Source organism: Streptomyces sp. NPDC001604, from assembly GCF_042893475.1.
In the GTDB taxonomy this organism is placed as follows: domain Bacteria; phylum Actinomycetota; class Actinomycetes; order Streptomycetales; family Streptomycetaceae; genus Streptomyces.
The window spans coordinates 602,515-622,759 of sequence record NZ_JBIAUY010000003.1; the positions used below are offsets into that span (position 1 = coordinate 602,515).

The 20,245-nt window shown below is 66.8% G+C and carries 15 protein-coding genes; 4 read left to right on the forward strand and 11 right to left on the reverse strand.

The annotated features are described in order from the left end of the window. Positions 1–101: 101 nt before the first annotated feature. From ACFY1E_RS12135 to ACFY1E_RS12175, 9 genes are all read right to left on the reverse strand, one after another. On the reverse strand, positions 102–1,490 hold the full coding sequence (locus ACFY1E_RS12135; RefSeq protein WP_389074445.1) for a tyrosine-type recombinase/integrase: 1,389 nt from the start codon (positions 1,488–1,490) through the stop codon (positions 102–104). Next, the gene (locus ACFY1E_RS12140; protein ID WP_389074447.1) at positions 1,487–1,684 is read right to left on the reverse strand and encodes a helix-turn-helix transcriptional regulator; all 198 of its coding nucleotides are present in this window, start codon (positions 1,682–1,684) and stop codon (positions 1,487–1,489) included. The genes ACFY1E_RS12135 and ACFY1E_RS12140 overlap by 4 nt, the downstream gene beginning before the upstream one ends. Positions 1,685–2,877: 1,193 nt before the next feature. Next, positions 2,878–4,002, reverse strand: a complete 1,125-nt coding sequence (locus ACFY1E_RS12145; protein ID WP_389074448.1) for a hypothetical protein — start codon at positions 4,000–4,002, stop codon at positions 2,878–2,880. A gap of 86 nt (positions 4,003–4,088) precedes the next feature. After that, positions 4,089–6,179, reverse strand: a complete 2,091-nt coding sequence (gene fxlM / locus ACFY1E_RS12150; protein ID WP_389074450.1) for a methyltransferase, FxLD system — start codon at positions 6,177–6,179, stop codon at positions 4,089–4,091. Positions 6,180–6,203: 24 nt separating this feature from the next. Beyond that, positions 6,204–7,472, reverse strand: a complete 1,269-nt coding sequence (locus ACFY1E_RS12155) for a lanthionine synthetase C family protein (protein ID WP_389074452.1) — start codon at positions 7,470–7,472, stop codon at positions 6,204–6,206. Next, positions 7,469–10,414: a lantibiotic dehydratase gene (locus ACFY1E_RS12160; RefSeq protein WP_389074918.1), complete on the reverse strand. Its 2,946-nt coding sequence runs from the start codon at positions 10,412–10,414 to the stop codon at positions 7,469–7,471. Before ACFY1E_RS12160 ends, ACFY1E_RS12155 begins: the two co-directional genes overlap by 4 nt. Positions 10,415–10,640: 226 nt before the next feature. Beyond that, on the reverse strand, positions 10,641–10,820 hold the full coding sequence (locus tag ACFY1E_RS12165; protein ID WP_389074455.1) for an FxLD family lanthipeptide: 180 nt from the start codon (positions 10,818–10,820) through the stop codon (positions 10,641–10,643). A 93-nt stretch (positions 10,821–10,913) separates the two neighbouring features. After that, positions 10,914–11,114, reverse strand: a complete 201-nt coding sequence (locus tag ACFY1E_RS12170) for a hypothetical protein (protein WP_389074457.1) — start codon at positions 11,112–11,114, stop codon at positions 10,914–10,916. A 205-nt stretch (positions 11,115–11,319) separates the two neighbouring features. After that, entirely contained in the window at positions 11,320–11,766 is a 447-nt protein-coding gene (locus ACFY1E_RS12175) for an ATP-binding protein (protein ID WP_389074459.1), read from the reverse strand. A 242-nt stretch (positions 11,767–12,008) separates the two neighbouring features. On the opposite strand from ACFY1E_RS12175, the gene ACFY1E_RS12180 reads away from it, so the two are divergent. Further along, positions 12,009–13,295, forward strand: a complete 1,287-nt coding sequence (locus ACFY1E_RS12180) for an XRE family transcriptional regulator (protein ID WP_389074461.1) — start codon at positions 12,009–12,011, stop codon at positions 13,293–13,295. Then, complete coding sequence (locus ACFY1E_RS12185) at positions 13,292–13,831, forward strand: GNAT family N-acetyltransferase (protein ID WP_389074463.1); 540 nt, start codon at positions 13,292–13,294, stop codon at positions 13,829–13,831. Before ACFY1E_RS12180 ends, ACFY1E_RS12185 begins: the two co-directional genes overlap by 4 nt. 697 nt (positions 13,832–14,528) lie before the next feature. Here ACFY1E_RS12185 and ACFY1E_RS12190 read toward each other — a convergent pair. Together ACFY1E_RS12190 and ACFY1E_RS12195 are read right to left on the reverse strand one after the other, a co-directional pair. Then, positions 14,529–15,749 carry an asparaginase gene (locus tag ACFY1E_RS12190; protein ID WP_389074466.1) on the reverse strand — a complete coding sequence of 407 codons (1,221 nt, stop codon included), beginning with the start codon at positions 15,747–15,749 and terminating at the stop codon, positions 14,529–14,531. Positions 15,750–16,009: 260 nt separating this feature from the next. Beyond that, positions 16,010–17,371 carry an MFS transporter gene (locus ACFY1E_RS12195; RefSeq protein ID WP_389074468.1) on the reverse strand — a complete coding sequence of 454 codons (1,362 nt, stop codon included), beginning with the start codon at positions 17,369–17,371 and terminating at the stop codon, positions 16,010–16,012. A 313-nt stretch (positions 17,372–17,684) separates the two neighbouring features. Between ACFY1E_RS12195 and ACFY1E_RS12200 the strand changes: the two genes are divergently transcribed. Together ACFY1E_RS12200 and ACFY1E_RS12205 are read left to right on the forward strand one after the other, a co-directional pair. Next, positions 17,685–19,190, forward strand: a complete 1,506-nt coding sequence (locus ACFY1E_RS12200; protein ID WP_389074471.1) for an argininosuccinate lyase — start codon at positions 17,685–17,687, stop codon at positions 19,188–19,190. Between the two features lie 80 nt (positions 19,191–19,270). After that, the gene (locus ACFY1E_RS12205; RefSeq protein WP_389074473.1) at positions 19,271–20,164 is read left to right on the forward strand and encodes a LysR family transcriptional regulator; all 894 of its coding nucleotides are present in this window, start codon (positions 19,271–19,273) and stop codon (positions 20,162–20,164) included. Positions 20,165–20,245: the final 81 nt, after the last annotated feature.

Here is a 20,245-nt window from a genome sequence, read left to right on the forward strand (position 1 = left end):
GCCAAGCGCAGGGACCGACTTACGTCATAACTCCCAGTTCATCCCACCGCTGTCCCGCTCCTGACCAGTACTTCCGGACCAGTCACGGACCAAACCCCGACTCACCCTTCAGACTCCGCGCCTTGGCTGACGCGGTCCCACTCCTGCATGGACTGCTCGATGAGACGGTTGGCCTGCTCTCGGACGCCGTCCAGGAACTTGGCGTAGTGACGGAAGAGGACCTCAATGCTCTGGCCCGCGCGACGAGCGCACTCGGCGGGGTCCACACCGGAGTACAGCCAGAACGAGATCCCGGCGTGCCGGAGATCGTAGGGCCGCTTGGCCAGCTTGGAGGCGAGTTCTGTACGGGTCAGGACGTACTTCCGTGCCCGCGACCACGTTGTGCCATATGCAGCCGCGTCCACGTAGTTGCCGGCCTGGTTCCGGAACAGTCGGCCGTCCGGCGCCACACCGAAGCGTTCGATGTGTGCGCGGAGCATGCGTACAAACTGCGGCGGGATGGGCACAGGCCGAGTCGCGGTGGCCGCGCGGCGCTTGAGGGAGTGCACTTCGTGCACCGCGCCACCGTCCGTCCAGTCTTTGCCTGCGATGACGACGCCACCCGACAGGTTGAGCATCCCCCAGCCGGAGTCGGGCAGATGGCACTGTTCGAGCCTGAGATGGATGACCTCAGCAGGCCGCATCGCCGCGTAGTACATGCAGCCGAAGAACGCCTCCAGGTGAGGGCCGCGCCCGCGCTGCTGGGCAACCGCTGCGAGCAGCCGGGCGACCTGGGCGGGATTGGGAACGGCAGCCGGGTCCACTTCCTCGTTGACCGCTGGAGCGTTCCACCTGAGCCCATTGAGAGGATTCTCCGTGAAATAACCCTTCTCCACAGCGATGTTGAGGACTTCGTTGAATGCAGCCCGCTTGCGTCGTGCCGTCTTGGCCGCAGCCTCTTTGCCGTCCAGCTTGAGGCACAGAGCGTCCAATGCCCGTCGCAGTACATCGGCTTCCGCGAGAGCGCTGACGGGCAGGGAGTTCCGCTTCATCCAGTCCAGCGCCTGCCGCCATTCCTCAACGGGCTCTTTCTCCCACGCCTTCTTGTTGAACGCCCAGGAGTACAACGCTCGCCGCAGCACACGCGGCTCCGGATAGGTCGCACCAGAGCGCACAAGGGCAGGCGTGATGGTGGCGAATGCATCGGCCAGTGTGCGGCGGGTGTTTCCCGGCGTGCGGTCCCAACGCTGGTCGAGGTATTCGTGCGCAAGGTCATACCATGTCGTCCGCTGCTTGATAGCTCGCAGCTCGGACGCTGGCAGCCCTGTGTGCTCATCGAAGGGCTCACCATCGCGCGCTGCGGTCATCAGCTTTGACCGCCTGCTGTCGGCGAGCCCGACGGTCATGAATGACTCTGATTTCTCGCGCCCATTGACCGTCCACCGGACCATAAACGGCTTGCGCCGATCGGGGCGCTCCCGTATGTCCCAGAAACGGACATTGTAACTCATCGCCAATTATCAGCATCTTTCTCGCACATGTCCCACCAGGCATCCAGGTCAGAACGACGACACCGGAGTTCACCATTGGGCAACTTGACCATGCGGGGCGCTTGCCCGCGAGCGCGCATTCGGTAGAACGCCGACGGACTCATACGAATCTCCGCGAGAACCTCGGCGAGCTTCAGCGCCGGAGGACGAGCCATGCAATATCACCCTCACATTAAAAAAGGCTTCATGCCGGAAATGCAGGCGCGCATCGATATGCAGCAGAGATCCCCATTTCTGCACGGCCGCCGTCCTGGAGCGGACGACAAGACGCAGCCAGGTATCACGCATCGATACAACGGATGATTTCCACCCGGCGCACAAGCGAGCGGTCCGGAAGGAGACCGTACGTAGCGAGCAGCAGTGGCCGTGGGCATGAAATCTTGGTCATTGATGTACACAGCAGCTGGCAACAGCCACCCAATATCTCCTCTCGGATGCGTACGGCTCTGCCAACTGTGTCCGCCACGGCCCCACCGCCAAGCACAGCCGAATGCGAACACCACCAATGCTCTGGAAGATCCCCGGTTTCGGTAACCGGGGATCTTCTGCTATGTATCGCCCTGCACTACGAAGGCTGCTCATCGCGCCTGTTTCCGCCTCGGTCACGCGGTACGAGCGGAGGACGAGGGTGCGCCATCCGTGACGAGCACGGGCAGCCTGCCGCCCGTGAGCCGATCGAGGTCACGGGCCCTACGACCTCACAGCGCCAACAACTCAGGCGCCGTGGCGCGTTGCCGTACTGCGGTGCGCAGCGATGCACGTCGGGACCCCTCGACCACGGCGGTTACCGCGTTACACCAGATCCTGGCGTGCAGACACAAAGAGGCAGAGCCCTGGAAATGACGCCAAAGCCCTCCGTCCCCCGGGCAGTCCAGGCGTTCGCGGCGGGGAGCGGGATAGGGCGCGCGATGAGGGCGAACTGGAAGGCGGGACTCGACAGGTGGACCTCCTCGGAGCGGGACGCGGTCGTGAGACCGAGCAGCGCGGGATGCGTACTGCCATAGCGGTCAGCCCCTCTGCAGGCTGACCTTCAATGCTGCGCCCCGTGGCTGACCTGGTGTTTTCAGGGTTGTTGTACGTTGACATGATCCCGAACGGGGTTCCAGTCCCGTGGGCCATTTTCTCGTCTGCCGTGGGCGAATGCCGGAGCCTCGTCACACAGACCCACTCGCCCCTTGATGATCCCCGCCGTGGATCCAGCCGACTTCTCGGACGGTGACCAATGCGTGCGATGCCGATGGTCCAGTGCTCCTGCGCTGCAGTGATCAGCTGACCGAGGTCGGCACTAAATCCCGGCAGCGCACGACTGTCTAAGGGAAGAGGGTGGCTAGCTGATCACTCACGCAGCTCACCGAGTTTTACGCCCGGAATTGGAGAAGCGCGCAAGGCTGTCCCGGATCACGATGTCGCTGGCGCTGAGAGCCGACGTCAGCTGTCCTTGCAGCTCGCCCGGAATAGTCCCTGCCCCGAGGGCGCAGGCATGCACGAGAGCGCGGCAGTCGTGGGCTTGCCTGTCCGTGGCGATCGCGGTGAACAGAGGGTGCGCCAGGTTCTCGCGGGCCGCGTAGCCGTCTTCGGCACCGGCCGTCCTTCGGTGGAGGTCCTCGACGATGCGGTGGGCGGTAGGAGCCTCGGCGGAACCGATCGCGTCGAGGACGGTCAGGCCGAGCCGGATGTCGAAGACGGTCATCCCAGGTTCGGCCAGCCACTCCAGATATGTGGTCACCAACGCCGCCAGTTGGTCTTCGACCGGCAGCTCGGCGCCGCGGCGGCACAGGGCGGTCAAGCATGCCGTGATGGCCTGCTCCCACGGATCGCCGGGCATCGTTTCGGCTAGGAGAACAGCTGCCCATGCCGTGTCACCCGCAACGAGGGCAGTGAGTATGGCCACTTGGCGTCCATCGAGCATCCGTTTGCCTACGCCGCGGTGAGTCTCGAGGTGCCTCAGGGCCTCCGCCCAACGTCCCTCGGTGGTGAGCGTGCGCGTTCCATCGGCGAGGAGCACGCGCCACAGCCACGCGCGGACCTCGTGGCGGTCCTCGTTGGTCGTAGTGAGGTCCGCCGGTACGGCGATGCCCTCGAACCGGGCAGCTGTGCGTGCCTCGACGGCCTTGTACAGGTCGAGTAGGTGCTGGCGTCCCTCGTCGGCGTGGCCGGCGCGGATCTGGAGGCGGGCGAGGTTGACGACGGGTTCCAGTCCCCGGATTGCGCTCATACCCGGCAGGGGGCAAGTGTCGAGGTAGGCGGCGGCGTGCTGGTGACACATCTCGCGGGCGAGATCGGGAAGGCCGAGATCGGAGGCGATGAGCGCGGCCTGGTTGTAGACGGCGGATGCGAGCCCTTGGTCGTCGTTCTTCACCGCCGTTTCGGCGAGGTCGACGAGGCCACACACTCGTTCGGGCACGGGCAGACAGGCGGGTCGGAATCGGGCGACGAGCGGGAAGCGCTGAGCTATGGGTCCGTGCGGGTCCATGGGTCCCCCGGGCGTGGGTGGGAGGTGCTGGGGCGACGGTGCCCGCCAGCCGTACGCGGGCGGGCACCGTCCGCTATGCAGGGGCGTCACCGCCAGTCGACGACGATGCGGTTCAGCGGGGTGTCCAGAGCGAAGAGTCCGGGGCGCTGCTCGATGGCAGGGGCATCGATGGGCTGGATTTCGAACGTGGCCTTGCGGCCGCGGTATTCGCGGTCCCAGGTGCGGATGGCATCGGCGACCTTCGTGGCGAGATCGTCGCTGCCGGGACCGTGGCCGATGACGCCGAACTCCCAGAGCTTGTCGCCCTCGGGGGTCTTCTTCTCCGACACGCGTCGCGCCAGGTAGGTGACGGCGCCCTTGTCGACGGCCGCGGTCGACGAGGGGTAGGGGTCTTCCGTGAGCACAGTGCCCTTGGTGTTCTTGGGGAACAGCATCCGGATGAGGCCGGAGGGAAGGGAACAGGTGACGAACAGTTCCATCCACTCCGGCGACTCCATGGCGCGGACCGTCATGCCGGTCCACTCCTCGGTGCGCGGCTGGTCCAGGACTCCGGCGAGGGCATCGGCGTCGATGTTCTGCCCAGCGGGGGCCTGAAGCCGGACGGTGCCGTCTGCGCTGAGCGGGATGACGCGGCGGTCGTCGTCGGCGATGCCCCGCCGGAGCGGCATGAAGGTGTTCATCTCGCTGCCGAGAGAAACCCATCGGCCGTCGCGCTGCTCGTAGGCAATGGACCGGGAGACAGTGCCCTTCAGGCGCTGAGGGACGAGGAGCCGGCCGCCGGGGGCGAGCTGTTGCATCCAGGCGCGCGGTACGCCGTGCGCGCCCACGGTGGCGATGATCCGGTCGTACGGCGCTCCTTCGGCGTAGCCAAGGGCTCCGTCGCGGGTCACGGCCTCGACGTTGGTGAGACCGGCGGCGGCCAGGTGTGCGCGAGCGCCCTCCACAAGGTCGTCGTCGACATCGAGGGTGGTTACGTGCCCGCTCTCCCCGACCAGGTGGGCGAGGAGAGCGGCGTTGTAGCCGGTGCCGGCGCCGAGTTCGAGGATGCGCTCGCCGGGCTGGGCTTCGAGTTGGTCCAGCATGAGGGCGACGACGCCCGGCTGGGAAGCGCACGAGATCGATGTGCCGTCGGTGTCGTACTTGATGTGCACCGGTGCGTTGGCGTAGGCGTCTTCGAGCGACGCATCCGGCACGAACACGTGACGGGGCACAGTCCGCAGCGCATTCTCGACTGCGGCCGTGCGGGCGTGCCCGTCCGCGCGAAGCTGGTCGACCAGGGCGTTGCGGAGGCGTTCGGCGTCAGCCGTGGGGGTGGCGATCGTGTCGCTGTTCATCGCCCTGACGCTATCCGTCTCGGCCGTTGCCTCGTCGGTCGACGCGGTGTTGTCACTCGTTCCCATGATTACCTCTCGTGCGATGTTGAACATGGCGCTTTGGTCGTCCCGGAGAAGACCGGCGCGGTTGGTGTGAAAGATCACGTGGTGTGCAATGACGGCTCGCAGACCGCGAGTGAGGGCGCCGCGGCCTGCGAGGTCGGCGAGCGCAGTGCCCGCCCACTCGAAAGCGGCGACCCACTCGTTGTGCTCGGCGAGGGGGCCGTTCGGGCGGCACAGGCTATGGGCGTCGACCGTCATCAGCTTTCGCATCGCGGGCGCCAGTTCGGCGGCCCGCGCAGAGGGCAGAAGGCCGGAGGCCGGTCGGAGGTCGGCGACCTTTACCCATACGTCGCCCTGCTCGAACCAGTCCAGGCCGGCCGCCCGCATCATCACGCTGGCCAGCAGCACGGCGGTTTCCCGGCGTCCCAGCTGCTCCGGGCCTGGTTGATACGTGATCAGGTGGCGGCTGTCCTTGTGGAACAGGTCGTGGGCAACGTCCATGGCCTGGGGCCCGCCGAAGGCGTGGGTCTCGGGTTCGTAGATGTAGGGCAGCCATGACACGGCCGTGCCGTCCTGGACGAGGTCGCTCAGCAGCGCTTCGACGGCGGGTGAAGGGGCGTCCGCGCGGTACCGCAGCGGCCAGGGCTGCTTGTTCATGAACCACCAGCCGGTGAGCTGCCCGTCCCTTTCAGCGGCGAGGAGGACAGGGGCGATGCGTCCGACGATGGCGCGCTGGGCGCTCTCGCGGTCAGCGAAGGTGATGTTGTGTTGCTGCCAGCGGTCGGAGCGGTCCGGGGGCATGCGGGTCGTCCTTCGGTCGGTGGGTCAGCCGATGAGCAGGCAGGCGTCCCAGGTGGATCGGGGCGGTGCGGCGGTGCTGGTCGCGAGGAGGGCCAGGGCGATACCGGCTGCGCCGTCGAGGAGGCCGGGGCCGCGCTCCTCGTCCTGTATGAGCGTCGTGGCGGCGTGGGTGGGATCGGTGTCCGGCGGGTGGACTGCGGCTAGGAGTGCTGGAATCGTGGCGCGGAGCTGTCCCGCGGTCGAGGGGTGGGCGTCGTCGGCCGCGCGGGCGGCGACGTGGGCGAGGCCGGCGAAGCCGTGGCACAGGGCGTTGTCCGTCGTGGCCTTGAGCTGGGCGGGGTCGGTGAGGGCGGCCACGAAGGCGTTCTCGGCGTCCAACTGGCGGCGGGTGTCGCCGCGGGCGAGCGCGGCGAGTTGCTGGGCGCGGGCGAGGCCGGCGGTGCCGTAGCACCATGACGGCTGCCGCGGCGTGGACGAGGTGAGTCGGCCGTTCCGCAGCTCGTCCCGGGTGACCCAGTACGGCCACGCTGGGCCTCGGTCGGTGTCCTCTCGGCATCGGTCCAGCCACACCAGGATCCGGCCCAGTGCGTCATCGTGGCCGTCGACGAAGGTGCCCTGCCTGGCGGCGAGCGCCAGGAGCGCGAGCACGCCGCCGATACCGTGCGCCATGCCGTTGTTGGCGTGTCCGCCGCGAAAACGGTCGTCTGGGCGGCCCGAGGGCCCTGTGTCCGTCCACCAACCGGGCAAGTTCTCGCCGTCGTGTGTGATTGGTTGGGTGAGGCGTACGCAGTAGTCGAGTACGGCACGCAGGGTGGCGCTGTGAGGGTTGCGGCGCAGGAGGTGGGAGCCGTATCCGCTCAGGCCGCGAATGGTGTCGAACTCCGCGAGTGCTGGGAGGAGTCCGGCGTCGATGCGCCGGTGTGCGGCGTCGACGCGGCGGCTCACGTCGTCAGCTATTTGTCGGTCGAGAGTGTCGAGGGCGCGCTGGTAGGTGCAGGGCAGGTGATCGGCGGCGCAGGCCAGAGCGTGCGCGAAGGCGGGCGCCCCGTAGAAGGGGTGGCTGTCGGGGCCGCTGGTGAGCGGTTCGCGTGAGGCGGCGGCGAGCCAGTCGTGGGCGCGCTGCCAGGGCCCCAGGTCGGCCGCAGCCCGCTCGATGTGCAGGAGCGCGATGCCGGGAAAGCCATAGGCAAGGTGCTGCCGATGAGAGACCGCTGGCCCAAGGTGCGCCGTGTGGGGGTCTGCGAGCTGCTCGGCGACGGCGTTGGCCAGGTCCAGCACGGCCTTTGCGGTCATGGTGTCCTCCCAGTGGTGCGGGCGTTCCAGGCCAGGGCGGCAGCGCGAGCGAGGTAGAGGCAGACCTCTTCTTCGGGGAAGTTCACCGCGATGTGCCGTACGAAGTGGACGTGCAGCAGCGAGGTCAGGACGTCATCGAGGGCGATGCCCTGGGTGTGGGGACCTGGCAGGTGCCGGCGGTACGCGGCGAGCGTCGCGTCGCGATCGGCCCACGCCGACACGATCGCCGCTCCTCCGGGGGCGCCGCGCAAGGCTGTCCAGTCGTCGCCCGGGTCGGCCAGATGTACGGCTTCGGTGAACTGCGGGCGCGGTGCGGGCTCGGGCGCTGTGGGAGGGATGTGGTCGATCAGCCAGCGCATCCCGGCTTGCGTGCTGCCGAGGAACGCGGAGGCGATGGAGACAGTGTGTGCGGCCACCAGCGTGCGCTCGTGTGGGCGGCGCGGCTGCGAGAGCTGGGCCAGGATGGCGCGCGAGTCCGCCCGGAAAACTTCCTCGGCCGCGTCCCACGCAGGGCCGGATCCCCAACGGCCCATCTCCCGGTAGGAGGTGGGGTACCGCAAGTCCGCCAGCAGACCGGCGCCGCGCAGCTCGTCGGCCCACATGCTCATGGTTCGAGCCGTCTCGGCGAATGCCTCCGGCGTTTGTAGCGCGATGCGCAGACGCAGGTGCTGCTCGGGGTCGCGGAAGCGGATGTACCACCACGGCGGGCCACCGAGCCGTTCGAGCAGATCGGGCAAGTGGCAGGAGAGCAGGGTGTCCTGGCGGCGAGCGTCTCCATACAAGGTGGCCAGCAACACCGACGAAGCGGCCGGGGTCTGCATCTGGGCTGAGGAGAGGGCGCGAGCCAGGGTGGGGGCAGGAAGCGCCGGCCACGCCGGCGGACGGATCGCCTTGAGCGGCACCACTACCTCGTGGGCGCGACCGTCGCACCAACCGAACGCCCCCGGTTCCGCCGCCTCGACGAGCACGCCCAGGCCCACTCGGTCGAGGTGCTGGCGCAGCAGCGTCCGGTGGCCGGCCTCGTCGAGGTCAAGAAAGAGACTCCGGTCGTCCTCCACGAGGTAGACCCGCCGAGGTAGCCGCCGCCGGGCCCGCCAGTCGGCGAGGGCGGCGTCCCATTCGGCCCGAGGCCGTGCGCGGCCCGGCAGCTCGGTGGCCTCCAGCCGCCAGCGGGCCGGGGCAAGCACCGTGCGCCCGTACCGCAGGCGCGGTAGGAACGGCATCGCCGCCGCAGCACCCCAGTCAAAGCCGGTGACCTGCGCACATTGAGCACGCGACAACTCGGTGAGGAATCGCACCAGCGGCGGAGTATGGGTGCGGAGGTTAAGCGCGTGCATCCCGACGGCCTCGATGCGCTGGCCGCGCTCGGGGGCGGCCAGGTACATGCGGCGGCCGTCGCACCCCACTGCCAGGTCCGCAGGTGTGAGGACATCGTCGGCGGGGGCTCGGTGTTCCTGGAGGCTGATCACGGTGGACAGGACTCGCGGGCCGCGTGTGACGTGGGCGCTCTCGGGCAGGAGCGGCGGAAAGGACAGCTGCGCGGGCACGGTGTTGCTGTCAGCGGTCGGAAGGTCAGCCAGCTCGGCGGCCAGTACCTCACGGTCGGCGGGAGCCAGGACGCTGAGGAACCGGCCTGTGGAGACGCCGGCGCCGCGAGACACGCTTACGACCTCCAGCCGGAACTGCCCACGCTGCAGCTCGCCCACGCTGGCCGCATGGACGCGCACCCCCACCTCCAGGTGTGGCGGCACCCGGGGTTCGTCGGGCCCTACGTCCAGGGCGTCGATCAGCTCGTCGGTGAGGACCACCTCGTCGCGGCCGTCGAGCGCGGCGGCCTGCGCCAGCCGTACGAGCGCGTCATCCCGAGCGGAGACGCGAGGTCGACGGGCGCCGGGCGGGGTGCCCGGGTAGCCGTAGGGGTAGCCAGTGCCGCTGTCCGCGACGACTTCCTGGAGCGGCACCATCGTGCCGATGCCGTACCGCTCGTAGAACCGCTGGTGGTACGCGCCCCACGCCGCGGTGCCGTATGGGCGGGCGCTGACTCGGGTCAGGATCAGGGCCGCGCGCTCGATCTCGTGGGCGACCGCGTCCGGCAGTATGAGCTGCGCGTCCAAGCGCAGGTCGAGCGCGACAGGGTGGCGGCGCAGGCCCGGCACGAAAGCCCTCATCCGCGCTGCGACTCCATCCCGCTTGCCCGGTGAAGTGCACTCCTCCAGACCGGTCCGGATCGCCTGCAGCTCGCGCACGATCTCTGCGACCGGAGGGAGGGTATCGGCATCAATGACGTCGAGCTGGTCCAGCAGATACCCGAGGGCGTCGGTCTCGGTACTCGGCGCGTGCAGACTCGTGATCAGCACACGGCGCTGGATCAGCTCCACCAGCAGCCGGTACACCTTCTCCGGCCCGGCCTCGGGGTATTCCGCTTGGAGCTTGTCCGCGAGCGCACCGAACCGGACTGGCGCCCGTGTCGCGGCGCGGACCGCGCGTACGGGCTCGGTCAAAGCCAGGGACGCCTCAACCGCGCGAGTCCGATCGTCTTGGGCAGCGGATTGAAACGGCACGATGAGCCGGTCGCCGCGGCTCGTCACGGTGTTGTTGACGACCACCGGCAGCCGTTCGAGAAGGTCGGGGCAGGACTCCAGCCTCTCGACGACGGCTGCCAACCACTCTGCGCCCGCATGGCCGACGGCCACGTGCTCCACACCCCAGCGTGCGCCCGCCTGCGGACCGAATTCCGCGACGGTCACACCAGCGAAGAGCCCGAATGGCGTCGCCCGGTGCTGGGAGCGCAGCAGGTAGCGGGCCACGGACAGTGCCGTACGCCGGACGTCTCGTGTTGACGGCTCATCGGCCGTGCACACGGTCCGTACCTGCGCGGTCAGGACTGGGCTGGCGTGTTCCAGGGCTTCGGCGAGGTCGCCGTGCGCCCAGACCGCGCGCAGCCAGGCGACACTGGTAGCGGACCCGTTGGGAGAGTGATCGTCGAGGTCCGGAAGCGGTGGGCACGGCAGTGTCGGCCGGGCAACGGCTCGTACGAGAGCGGTCGTGCCGGTTCGGAACGCTGGGCGCGGAGCAGCCACCACTACCTCCGTAGGTGAGGACGGGCGGCTGGTGCCGCCACGCCACAGGGCGCGGCGGCACCAGCCGGGAGCGACGTGAAGCCTCGGGTCAGGCGACGTTGGTGGTGCAGGCGCCGCAGGTGGTTCCGCAGTTGTCGTCGGTCAGGTTGACCAGACCTGCGGGATCGGCGACCTCGACGAGGGACACGTCCAGGTCGAAGCCGTCCGACGTCCTCGGGGTCTGCTGGCTCACATGAGTACTGCCCGGTACTACGGTGCTGCGTGTCATGCCAACTCCTCTGAGTGGTTGGGGTGTTGTTGTGCGGTGGTGCCCACCTCCGGCCGTACGGCACAGTCCGCACGGCCGGAGGCGGGAGTCTGGTCAGACGGCAGCCGGCCGCCTCTCCATGAAGTAGGCGAGCGCCTGAGCCTTGAGCCGGTCGAGGCACGGCTTGCAGGCGTGGACCGGGGCGTGCTGCCCGTCCCACTGGAGTGGGCCGAGCCAGATCACGGGCACTCCGGTGCGCTCGCACCCGAGCCAGCAGTCACCGGTGACCCAGTGCTCATACACTCGGGGGGTCATGTCTCAGCTCCCGTCCACGGGGTGGGCGACCGGCAGGTGGGCCCGCACACCCAGAGCTGGAACAGCAAGCCCCGATGACGCACATCGCCCAACAGTTCGCCGCTCGCCCCCAGGTACCGGGCGCAGTGTGCGCACTCCATGGCCATCTGCTGGCGAGGACGGAGGCGAGTGACATCCGGCAACGGTGCGGGCACCGCGGCCGGGTTCACTCGTCGCCCTTCATGAAGAGTTCGGCCCAGACCTCTTTGCACCATGGGCGCCCGTCCGGGCCGTGAAGGTCGTAGCCCCAGCGGTCGGCGATGCCGTCGATCAGGAGCAGGCCACGGCCTGACTCGTCGTCTTCATCAAGTGGCCCGAGCACTGGCAAGCGCGATGGCGCCCGGTCCACCACCCCAACGCGCAACCGTGTCGCACTCGGCCGCCCAATAATCAGGCGGACCGAGTGGCACGGGGTGTGCCTGACGGCGTTCGCGATCAGCTCCGAGATGATCAGCGTCGCGGGGTCGGCGAGGTCGTCCAGGTGCCATATACCGAGGACATCCTGGACGAGCTTGCGGCCGACTTCGGCCGTCGACGGCTTGCACGGGAAGGTCTGGCTGTAGGCGGGGTGGCCGACAGCGGCGGCCTGAACTGTCGTACTGAGACTCGTCATTGGGATGGAGCCTTCGTGTTGTCTCGGCGCCCGGCCCGCCCCTGCGGGGGAACCTCAGGGGCGGGCCGGGCCGTCAACAGCCGCCCGCACGGTGGGGCGTGGCGGGCGACCGGCAACAAGACAACTCCCTTTCCGGGCAAGGTGATTAGGGCGATCAGCCGTCCTTACGACGGAAGGACCTAGGGCGATTTGACCTCCGCTTTACCTGGTGGAAGAGGGCGCTCGCGAGCTACCGTGCGGACATGGACACCACGCGCAACACCGTTCTTGAGGCGTGGATGGCCGAACACGGCTACAGCTCCAACAGCCTTGCTGACGCTGTGAACAGGGCCTTGGAGCAGCTGACCGGGAGACCCGGCGGCCTCGACGGCTCATCGGTCAGGGACTGGAAAGCAGGCCGGGTCACGTGGCCCAAATCGGCTACCCGCAAGGCACTTGAGGACGTCAGCGGCCTGCCCGCCATCGCTCTAGGGTTCGTGCCACGGGGCCGGACTCCGTCCACCCCAGCCCCACCGCAGCAGGAGGCCCCCGATATGAAGCGCCGTACCCTCGTCGGCGGGATCGCGGCGGCCGCCGCCGCGGCAGCGGCCGCTCCCGGCACCGCATCCCAGCGCCGCATCGGCATGAGCGACGTCGACCGTCTACAAAAGCGCTTCGCCGAGATCATCGCCAGCGACCACCGCCATGGCGGCCAACTCGGCATCGAGCAGCGGGCCGCCGCTCTCGCCGACGAGGCCCTGAATCTCCAGAACGCGGGCAGCGCCAGCCAACGGGTACGCAGCAGCCTCTACGCCTCCGCAGCGGCGTTCCGTTCCTCAGCAATGTGGGCTGCCATCGACGGACGCCGCTACGACATCGCCAAGACGCACATGCGTGAGGCCCAGGCCCTCGCCGAGATGTCCGGCGATCAGGCGATCAAGTTCCGCATCTGGAGCCACGCAGGCACCATGTACCGGCACATGGGCCGTCCCGCCGACGCCTTCGCGGCCAACGACGTAGCCCGCAACCTGCACCTCACCCGCCGTGACCCTCTGTTCGCGTCCCTCGGCCTGGCCCGCCAGGGAGCCATCCACGGCGCGGCTCAGGACCGCACCGGCACCCGCCGTGCCTTCGAGCAGGCCCAGGACGCCATGCTGCGCGCCGACCCCGCCGACTACCGGCCGGTGTGGATGCTCGCCTTCTACGACCAGGCCGAACTGGACTCCCTCGCCCTGTCAGCGCACTTGGCGCTCGGCGACTACTCGACCGCCGAGTACCACGCCCACCGGTGCCTGTCCGCCCTCCGGCCCCACATGATCCGGTCCCGGGCCATCACCACGACCCGGCTCGCACACGCCCAGCTCGCCCAGGGTGCCCCCGAAGCCGCCACAGCCACCGCGATGAGGGTCCCCGCCGAGGCCGCTACGCAGCACGCCCGGGTGACGCGCATGCTGCAGGAGTTCGGGGCCGCGCTGCGCGCGACCGCGCCAGGTAGCTCCAGTGTGCAGACCTGGACCGAGCACGCCGCCACCTGGAGGATGGCCGCATGACCACGGCGCCCGCCATCGAACTGCGCACCTTCACCACCCTCGACACCGCCCGCGGCGACCTCCTCGACGTGTACGCCGAAGTGCGCGCCCCGCTCCTCCACCTGCCGAACTACGCGGTCACGGCGTTCGGCGAACGCCTGGACCGACACGGCACCGAGCCGGGGTTCGCGGCTGTCCTCGCATACGCGGGCAGGCATCCGGTCGGCTACGCCTACGGCAACACCATCGAGCACGGCGACCGCTACTGGCAGCGCACCAGCCCGACGCCAGCCGAAAAGTACACCGAGCGTCCGGCCGTAGCCCTGAAGGAGATCGGCGTCCGGCCGGCCTGGCGGAAGACCGGCACTGCCCGGCGTATCCACGACGCCCTCATAGCCACACGTGACGAGCCCTTCGTCACCCTCATGGTCAACCCGGCTGCTGGGGACGGAAAAGTCCACGCGCTCTACAAGTCGTGGGGATACGAGGACATCGGGCAAAGCCAGCCGTCAGCGGCCTCGCCCGTCCTCACCGTGATGATCCGCGCAAGCCGCTGAACAGCACCACGACCCACCGGCTTGACGGACTTTCACCGAGGCCCCAGGAATTCCTCATGCTGGACCTCCTCCCCGAGCGCTACAAGATCGCCACATTGGGTTTTGTGCGAGCCGGTGAGTTACGCCGAGGTCCCGACGGTAAGGGCGTGCAACGGTGGTGACCTCGCGGATCTCCGTACCAACGGATCACCTCCCGCTCTGCACCCGCTATCGCCTCTGAACTCACCAGACGAGTCCCGAGATTAGAGCAGTGCCCGCGGTAGTAGTAGCGCTTCCCCGGATGAACGCACAGAGCCGCTTGTGTCAGCTTCCGGAACCCCAGCCGCCTCTTGTTCGATTTCTTCACCAGGCTCCCTCCCAGGAGGCATTGCTGCCGACATGTCGGCGCGCAGCCCTTCGGTACCCGCACATCCAGCGTGGAGCAGCGTAAGTGGCGTCGGATCCTGCCATCGGCCTGCAGCACATCAAGGACCAGCCACCACGAGCGGCATCGACCCGCGCCAACCCGCCGATCGCCACGATCCTGACATTGACGCGAAGAAAGCCGTCGGCCGGATCGACACCCTGATGAAACAACAACACCCGGTGTGTTCATCGCCAAGCATTCGTGGATCACGCCGTGCCGGCTGGCCAGGGCTCGAGCCCTGGCCAGCCGGTCATATCAGGAGCTTCTACGATCTCTCAGAAACACCGTTGACTACTTGCGGAACGCGGAGAAGTCGAACTCGGGGTCGCCGATGGTGGTGAACCAGGTGCGGATCTGCGACTCCTTGCCACTGAAGGCAAGACCCAGCTGCAGCAGGATCCGAGCCTTCTGGGGCGAGAGGTCAGCGGCTCCGACAACGCCCGGAGTGCCGTCGTCGTAGGCGCCCTCCCCACCCGTCCGGGTGGCCGACACGAACAGCACGCCCTTCTTGATCGCCGCCGTTTCAGCCGTGCCCTGCGCGGTCGAGATGTCGCCAGGGCCGTGGCCCGAGGTGACAATGCCCCTTTCGCCGGCCTCCACCAGAGCCTCGATCGGAACCGGAGAGGAGTCGATGTAGGCAGTGACGATGTCCACCGGCGGCAGGTCGGACGCCTTCTTCGTCGCGAGGTCGAACGGCGTCTTCCAGGAGTTCTTCCCGCACTTCATCACGCGGGCGGGGGCACGCATCGTACGGATGTGATCCTCGTTGACCACGCCCAGTGCGCCGTAGTTGCCGGCGCCGAAGGTGTCCATGCGGTAGCCGTCGGTCTTGGTGACTTCCCGGGCGGCAAAGAACTGATCGTTCATCAGCATGACGGTGCCGTAACAGGTGGTCTTGCCACTGGCGGCCAGCCGGATGGAACTGAACATGTTGGTCGCACCGTCGGTAGTGAAGGTCTGCGACTGGTGCATCGAGCCGCTGATAACCACCGGCTTGTTCGACTGTACGGTCAGGTCCAGGTAGTAGGCGTCTTCCTCGAGCACATTGGTGCCGCTGTTGACGACCACTCCGTCGACACCTGGCAGCGCGAGTGCTGCGTCGACCGTGCGGGAGAGGTCGTACATGTTCTTCGTGCTGGTCTGGGTCGAAGCCCCGGTGATGTCGGTCTTAACGACCGAGACGTTGGCCACCTTCCCGAGTTCCGGGTACAGCGGCTTGAGGACGTCCTTGATGCCGCCGGGGAGAGTCGGACCGTAGTGCTGATAGCTGATGCGGTCCTTGGCCGTGGCGGTGATGGTGCCACCAGCGTCCACCACCACGATGTCCGGCAGCTTGGGGTTCCGCTTGGCGAGTGGAACCGGCTTCACCGCGAACTTCGGCGCCTTGGACGTTGTAGCACCGACCGCCGCCGAGTCCGTTGCCGCGGCATTCGTCAGGGAGAGCACGGTCGCCGCCACACTGAAGGCTACCGATATGGCAACGGTGCTGGCACCGATCTTTCCGAAGCGCATCTCACTCCTCATGGGCTTACACTGCAATTTCTATTGGTTATGGAAAACGACATCGATCGCGTCGCTCGTACAGCACATCGTGACCAAAATGACCGACGGACTGAGCGCGGATTTCAGCCGAATGGGAATGCGTCTGGCATTCGGGCAGTAAGCGACTAGCCACCTTTCCGCGGCAACTCGATGCCGCTTACCACCGTCCGACTGGAATTCTTGTGAAAGTGGCGAACGCTGTCCGATGGCTCCAGGATGAAGGCCACGAATCAGCTGACGCTCCGAGCCGAAGCAATGGTGCGTTGCGAGTCGTCGGATTCGCCGAGCGCCTGCTTCGCCGTCTCCGGGCCCCATGTGAACCCAGCGATACCGCCGACGATCAGAATCACCATACAGGCACCGAGAGCGACGGAGATTCCGTAACTGCCGACCACCACAGGCATCAGAAAGGTCGTTACCGCAGAACCGAGTCGACTGGCCGCCACGGCCAGACCCACCCCTTGGCCCCGAAGCTGTGTGGGGAAGAGTTCGGCGGGATACACGTAGACCACGTTTCCCGTGGAGACGATCACCAGGGCGAAGACCGCGAAGAGCACCAGAGTGACCATGGGATCGAGATTCGTGCTGAACGTAAGAGGGGCGAGCAGGAGCGCGGCGATCAGAAATCCGCCGAACAACAGCACACGCCGCCCCATTCGGTCCACCACCAAGTAGCCCAGCAAAGCGCCGATCGCCACGCACACGTTGTAACCGAGGGCACCGACGAAGGAGTTGTGCACCCCCAGTGTCTTCAGCACGTACGGCGAGAAAGTCCCGAGGGCGAAATTGGGCATCACGCCCACCGCGTACGCCATGCACGCGATGACGGTGTGGCGCAGGAGCCTCGCCCCGAAGAGATCGCGGGATCTCACGGTGGACGCCCGGGAAGGACTCGCCACCTCGGGAAGCCCCACATGGGGACCAAACTTCTCCGCAACGATGGCCCGAGCCCGCTCCACCTGCCCTTGCCGCACAAGCCACCGCGGAGATTCGGGGATGTTGAGTCGCAGCAGGAAGACGATCACGGCCGGGACGGCAGAGCTGATCAGTATGAGACGCCACCCGATGTCGGGGATGTCACGCAGGAACAATCCAACGACGTAGGCGGACGCGAAGCCGGCAGCCCAGGCAATGCCGAGCATGCTCAGCGCACGACCCCGCCAGTGCGCAGGCGTGTATTCCGCCAGCAGCGCCTTGGAGGCAACATAGTCACCACCGAGGAGAATCCCGAGAACCAGCCGGATTGCAAAGAGCGACCATCCGGGCTCCACCCAGAACTGAAAGAGCGAAACGACAGCGAAGACAAGCATAAGAGGCCCGTAGAAGGGCTTGCGGCCGAAACGGTCGACCAGTCGGCCTGCTATCAGTGCGCCGAAGAACAGTCCGATGAGCGTCGCAGAAGCCAGGAGGCCCATCCAGACATCGTCGATCTTTACCGACTGGGCTGCGGTTGCCAGCGCAATTCCGCTCACGCCGAGAACGTATCCGTCAGACAGAGAGCCTGTCGCCGAGGCCGTACCAACGCGCCAGTGGAATTTCATGACCGGGGCTTCATCAAAGAGAACTGGATGCGCCGGGTGCTTCACCTTCATTGTTCGCCTGTCTTTCGCTCAGCGAGTGCCGCATTTCCGCTTCCTGGCAGTCGTTTCACCGCCTGGATCGCTGCGCCTCGACCCGATCCCGCGTGGCTTCACAAGGGCATCAGCATGCTTAGCTGCTAATGATTCACGGCGGACACGGCATGTCTAATACAATATGACGGAATCAGTTATATCGAAATCGTATGGGAAAACTGCGCCCGTCCCGGTGCTCTGCCGCCCGCGAGATGTCAAACTCGGACACCGACGTTAGACGACCCAGCCGACGTGTCACTGCGCCGGTCCTGAAACATGTCGGAGGTAATCCTTGCTCCAGCAACCCCCCGAGCGCTACCGCGGCTACCGCGTCGCCGGCATACGGCTCACTGAGGAGCTCCTGGAGGACCTGTCGTTCCATCGAACCGAGAAGGTCGGTGTGACGCTCGATGCCGTGCATGCCTTCGACAAGGCCCACATCGTGATGCTGGTCGAGCAGGGCCTCATCGACCGGAGCGACGGGAAGCAGATCTTCGAGGCGATTCGCCGAATGGAACGCCAGGGGGTCTGGGAGACGCGGCTGCGCGCACAAGGCGGCGAACATTCGTGTGAACAATATCTCGTCCAGAATCTCGGTGAGCAGATCGGAGGGCAGATCAATCTGGGGCGTAGCTCCGGTGATTTGGGCGAAGTCTCACGACGGCTGACCCTGAGGAGAAAGATCGTCGACGGTCTCGCGGCCCTGAACGATCTTCGAGAGCGCATCATCGGGCTTTCCGAACGCCACGTCGACGTCGTATTTCCAGCTCAGACGTTCCTGCAGCATGCGCAGCCGACATCGTTGGGACACTGGTTCGGCATGTGGGCCACTGCCCTGGCCCGCGACACGGACCGGCTCCTCGGACTTTTGGCCCGGGTCAATCAATCGCCGGCGGGAGCCGGGATCCTCACCGGCAGCGAGTTCCCCATCAGCCGACATCGCACGGCCGACCTGCTCGGTTTCGATGCGCCGATGTCCAATACCTTCGACGCGATTATCAGCCACGACGTCAATCTCGAAGCGGTCTCGGTGACGGGAACCGTATGGTCCGACCTCGCCCGGCTGAGCGACGATGTCGAGCTCTGGCTGTCGAGTGACCTCCAATACGTCGACATTCCGGATCGTTTCTGTGACACCTCGAGTGTGATGCCGCAGAAGCGCAATCCGAGCCTTCCGCAGCAGATCAAGGCCCAGGCGGTGAAATCGGCAGGGGCAATCATGAGCGGATTCATGGCCGAACGCGGTGCCTCCGGACAGCCGATGCTGGAACGGTTCGAGGCGGAGCGCCTCCTCTGGGAGTTGCTGGACGACCTCGTGCCCTTGAGCAAGGACCTTGGCCTCATGCTTGAGGCCCTCAATCCGCGAACCGGACGCATGCTGCAAGCCGCACTCGAGGGCTGGTCCACCGCCAGCGATCTCGCAGGGCTCATGGTGACCAACGCCGGTCTGCCCTGGCGATCGGCTCATCAGATCACGGGAATCGTCGTGCGCCTCAGCGGTGAGCGTGGCATCTCCCCGGATCAGGTCACGTCTGAACTCGTAGATGAAGCCGCCGAACTCTACTTCGGCAAGACTCTCGGCCTTGCACCTGAGGCGATCGCCGCCACCATCGACCCGGCGCAGTCGGTACAGCGGCGGTCCGTGTACGGGGGGCCTGCACATGCGAGGCAGGAGGGCGCGCTCGCGGAGCTGCGTCGTGGGCTGCAGCGGGACCGGGCCGTCATCGACAGCTACCAGAAGCGCATCAACGAGGCTGCTCAGCACCTGGAAGAGGCCATCGACGCGATCCTGATCTGAGCACTCATCCGCCGGAAGTCTACTGTGGTGATGCATACAGTTCATTTCCGCGTGAGCGCAGTTCGGGAGAGGGATGTCCGATGAGCCTGACACGACTCAACTACTTCGTGGCCGTGGCAGAGGAACTGAGTTTCACCAAGGCCTCCGCACGGCTGCATGTGTCCCAGCCGCCGCTCACTCAGCAAATCCAGCGTCTGGAGGACGAGCTGGGTGAGAAGCTGGTGGACCGGTCCACCAGGCGAATCTCCCTCACACCCGCCGGTGAGGCGCTGCTCCCCGAGGCACGACGCATCCTGCAGCAGTACCGGGGCCTCCCGGCCCTGGTACACGAAGCCGCTCAGGGGCGAGCTGATGCATTCTCCATCGGATGTGTCCCATCGGCGATCATCGGCTTCGCTCCGAAACTCCTCGAGAGGTACCGCGAGGTGGAACCCGCCGTCTCCATCCGCATCCATGAGCTGAATGTGGAGGAGCAGATGCACATGCTGCGCACTTCGGGCCTGGACATCGGCGTGTTCAGGAGCCATACGCCTCCGGAGGACTCGATGACTTTCGACCTGCCAGCGGACGACTACTGCGTGGCCGTTTCCACGAAGCATCCTCTCGCAGGTCAGCAGACGGTACGGTGGTCAGACCTCGCCACGGAACGATTCGTCATGGCTGATCGCGCCAAGGCTTCGCTGGAGTTCGACTCGGTCGTGGCCAACTGCCTAGCCAACGGGTTCAGCCCCGACCTTGTCGCGGAAGCCGTGACGGGCTACAACCTCGTAGCGCTTGTGGCTTCGGGCCTCGGCGTCGCTGTGGTACCGGGGCGTGCGGCGGCGCTCAAGCACGAGGGAGCCGTCTACCGTCCACTGACGCCTCGTGCGCCCGCCGTTCCCCTGCATATGGTGATTCGGCCCGAACGCTTCAACGACAGCGCCCGTCATCTGGTCGACGTAGGGCAGAAAGTAGCCGTCCCGACGCTCACATGACCGGAACGGAGTCGACTTCGCGCCCACGACGTGCCTGTCTCCCGAGGTCGGCTACCAACTGGTCCGGCACAAGCTGATCGA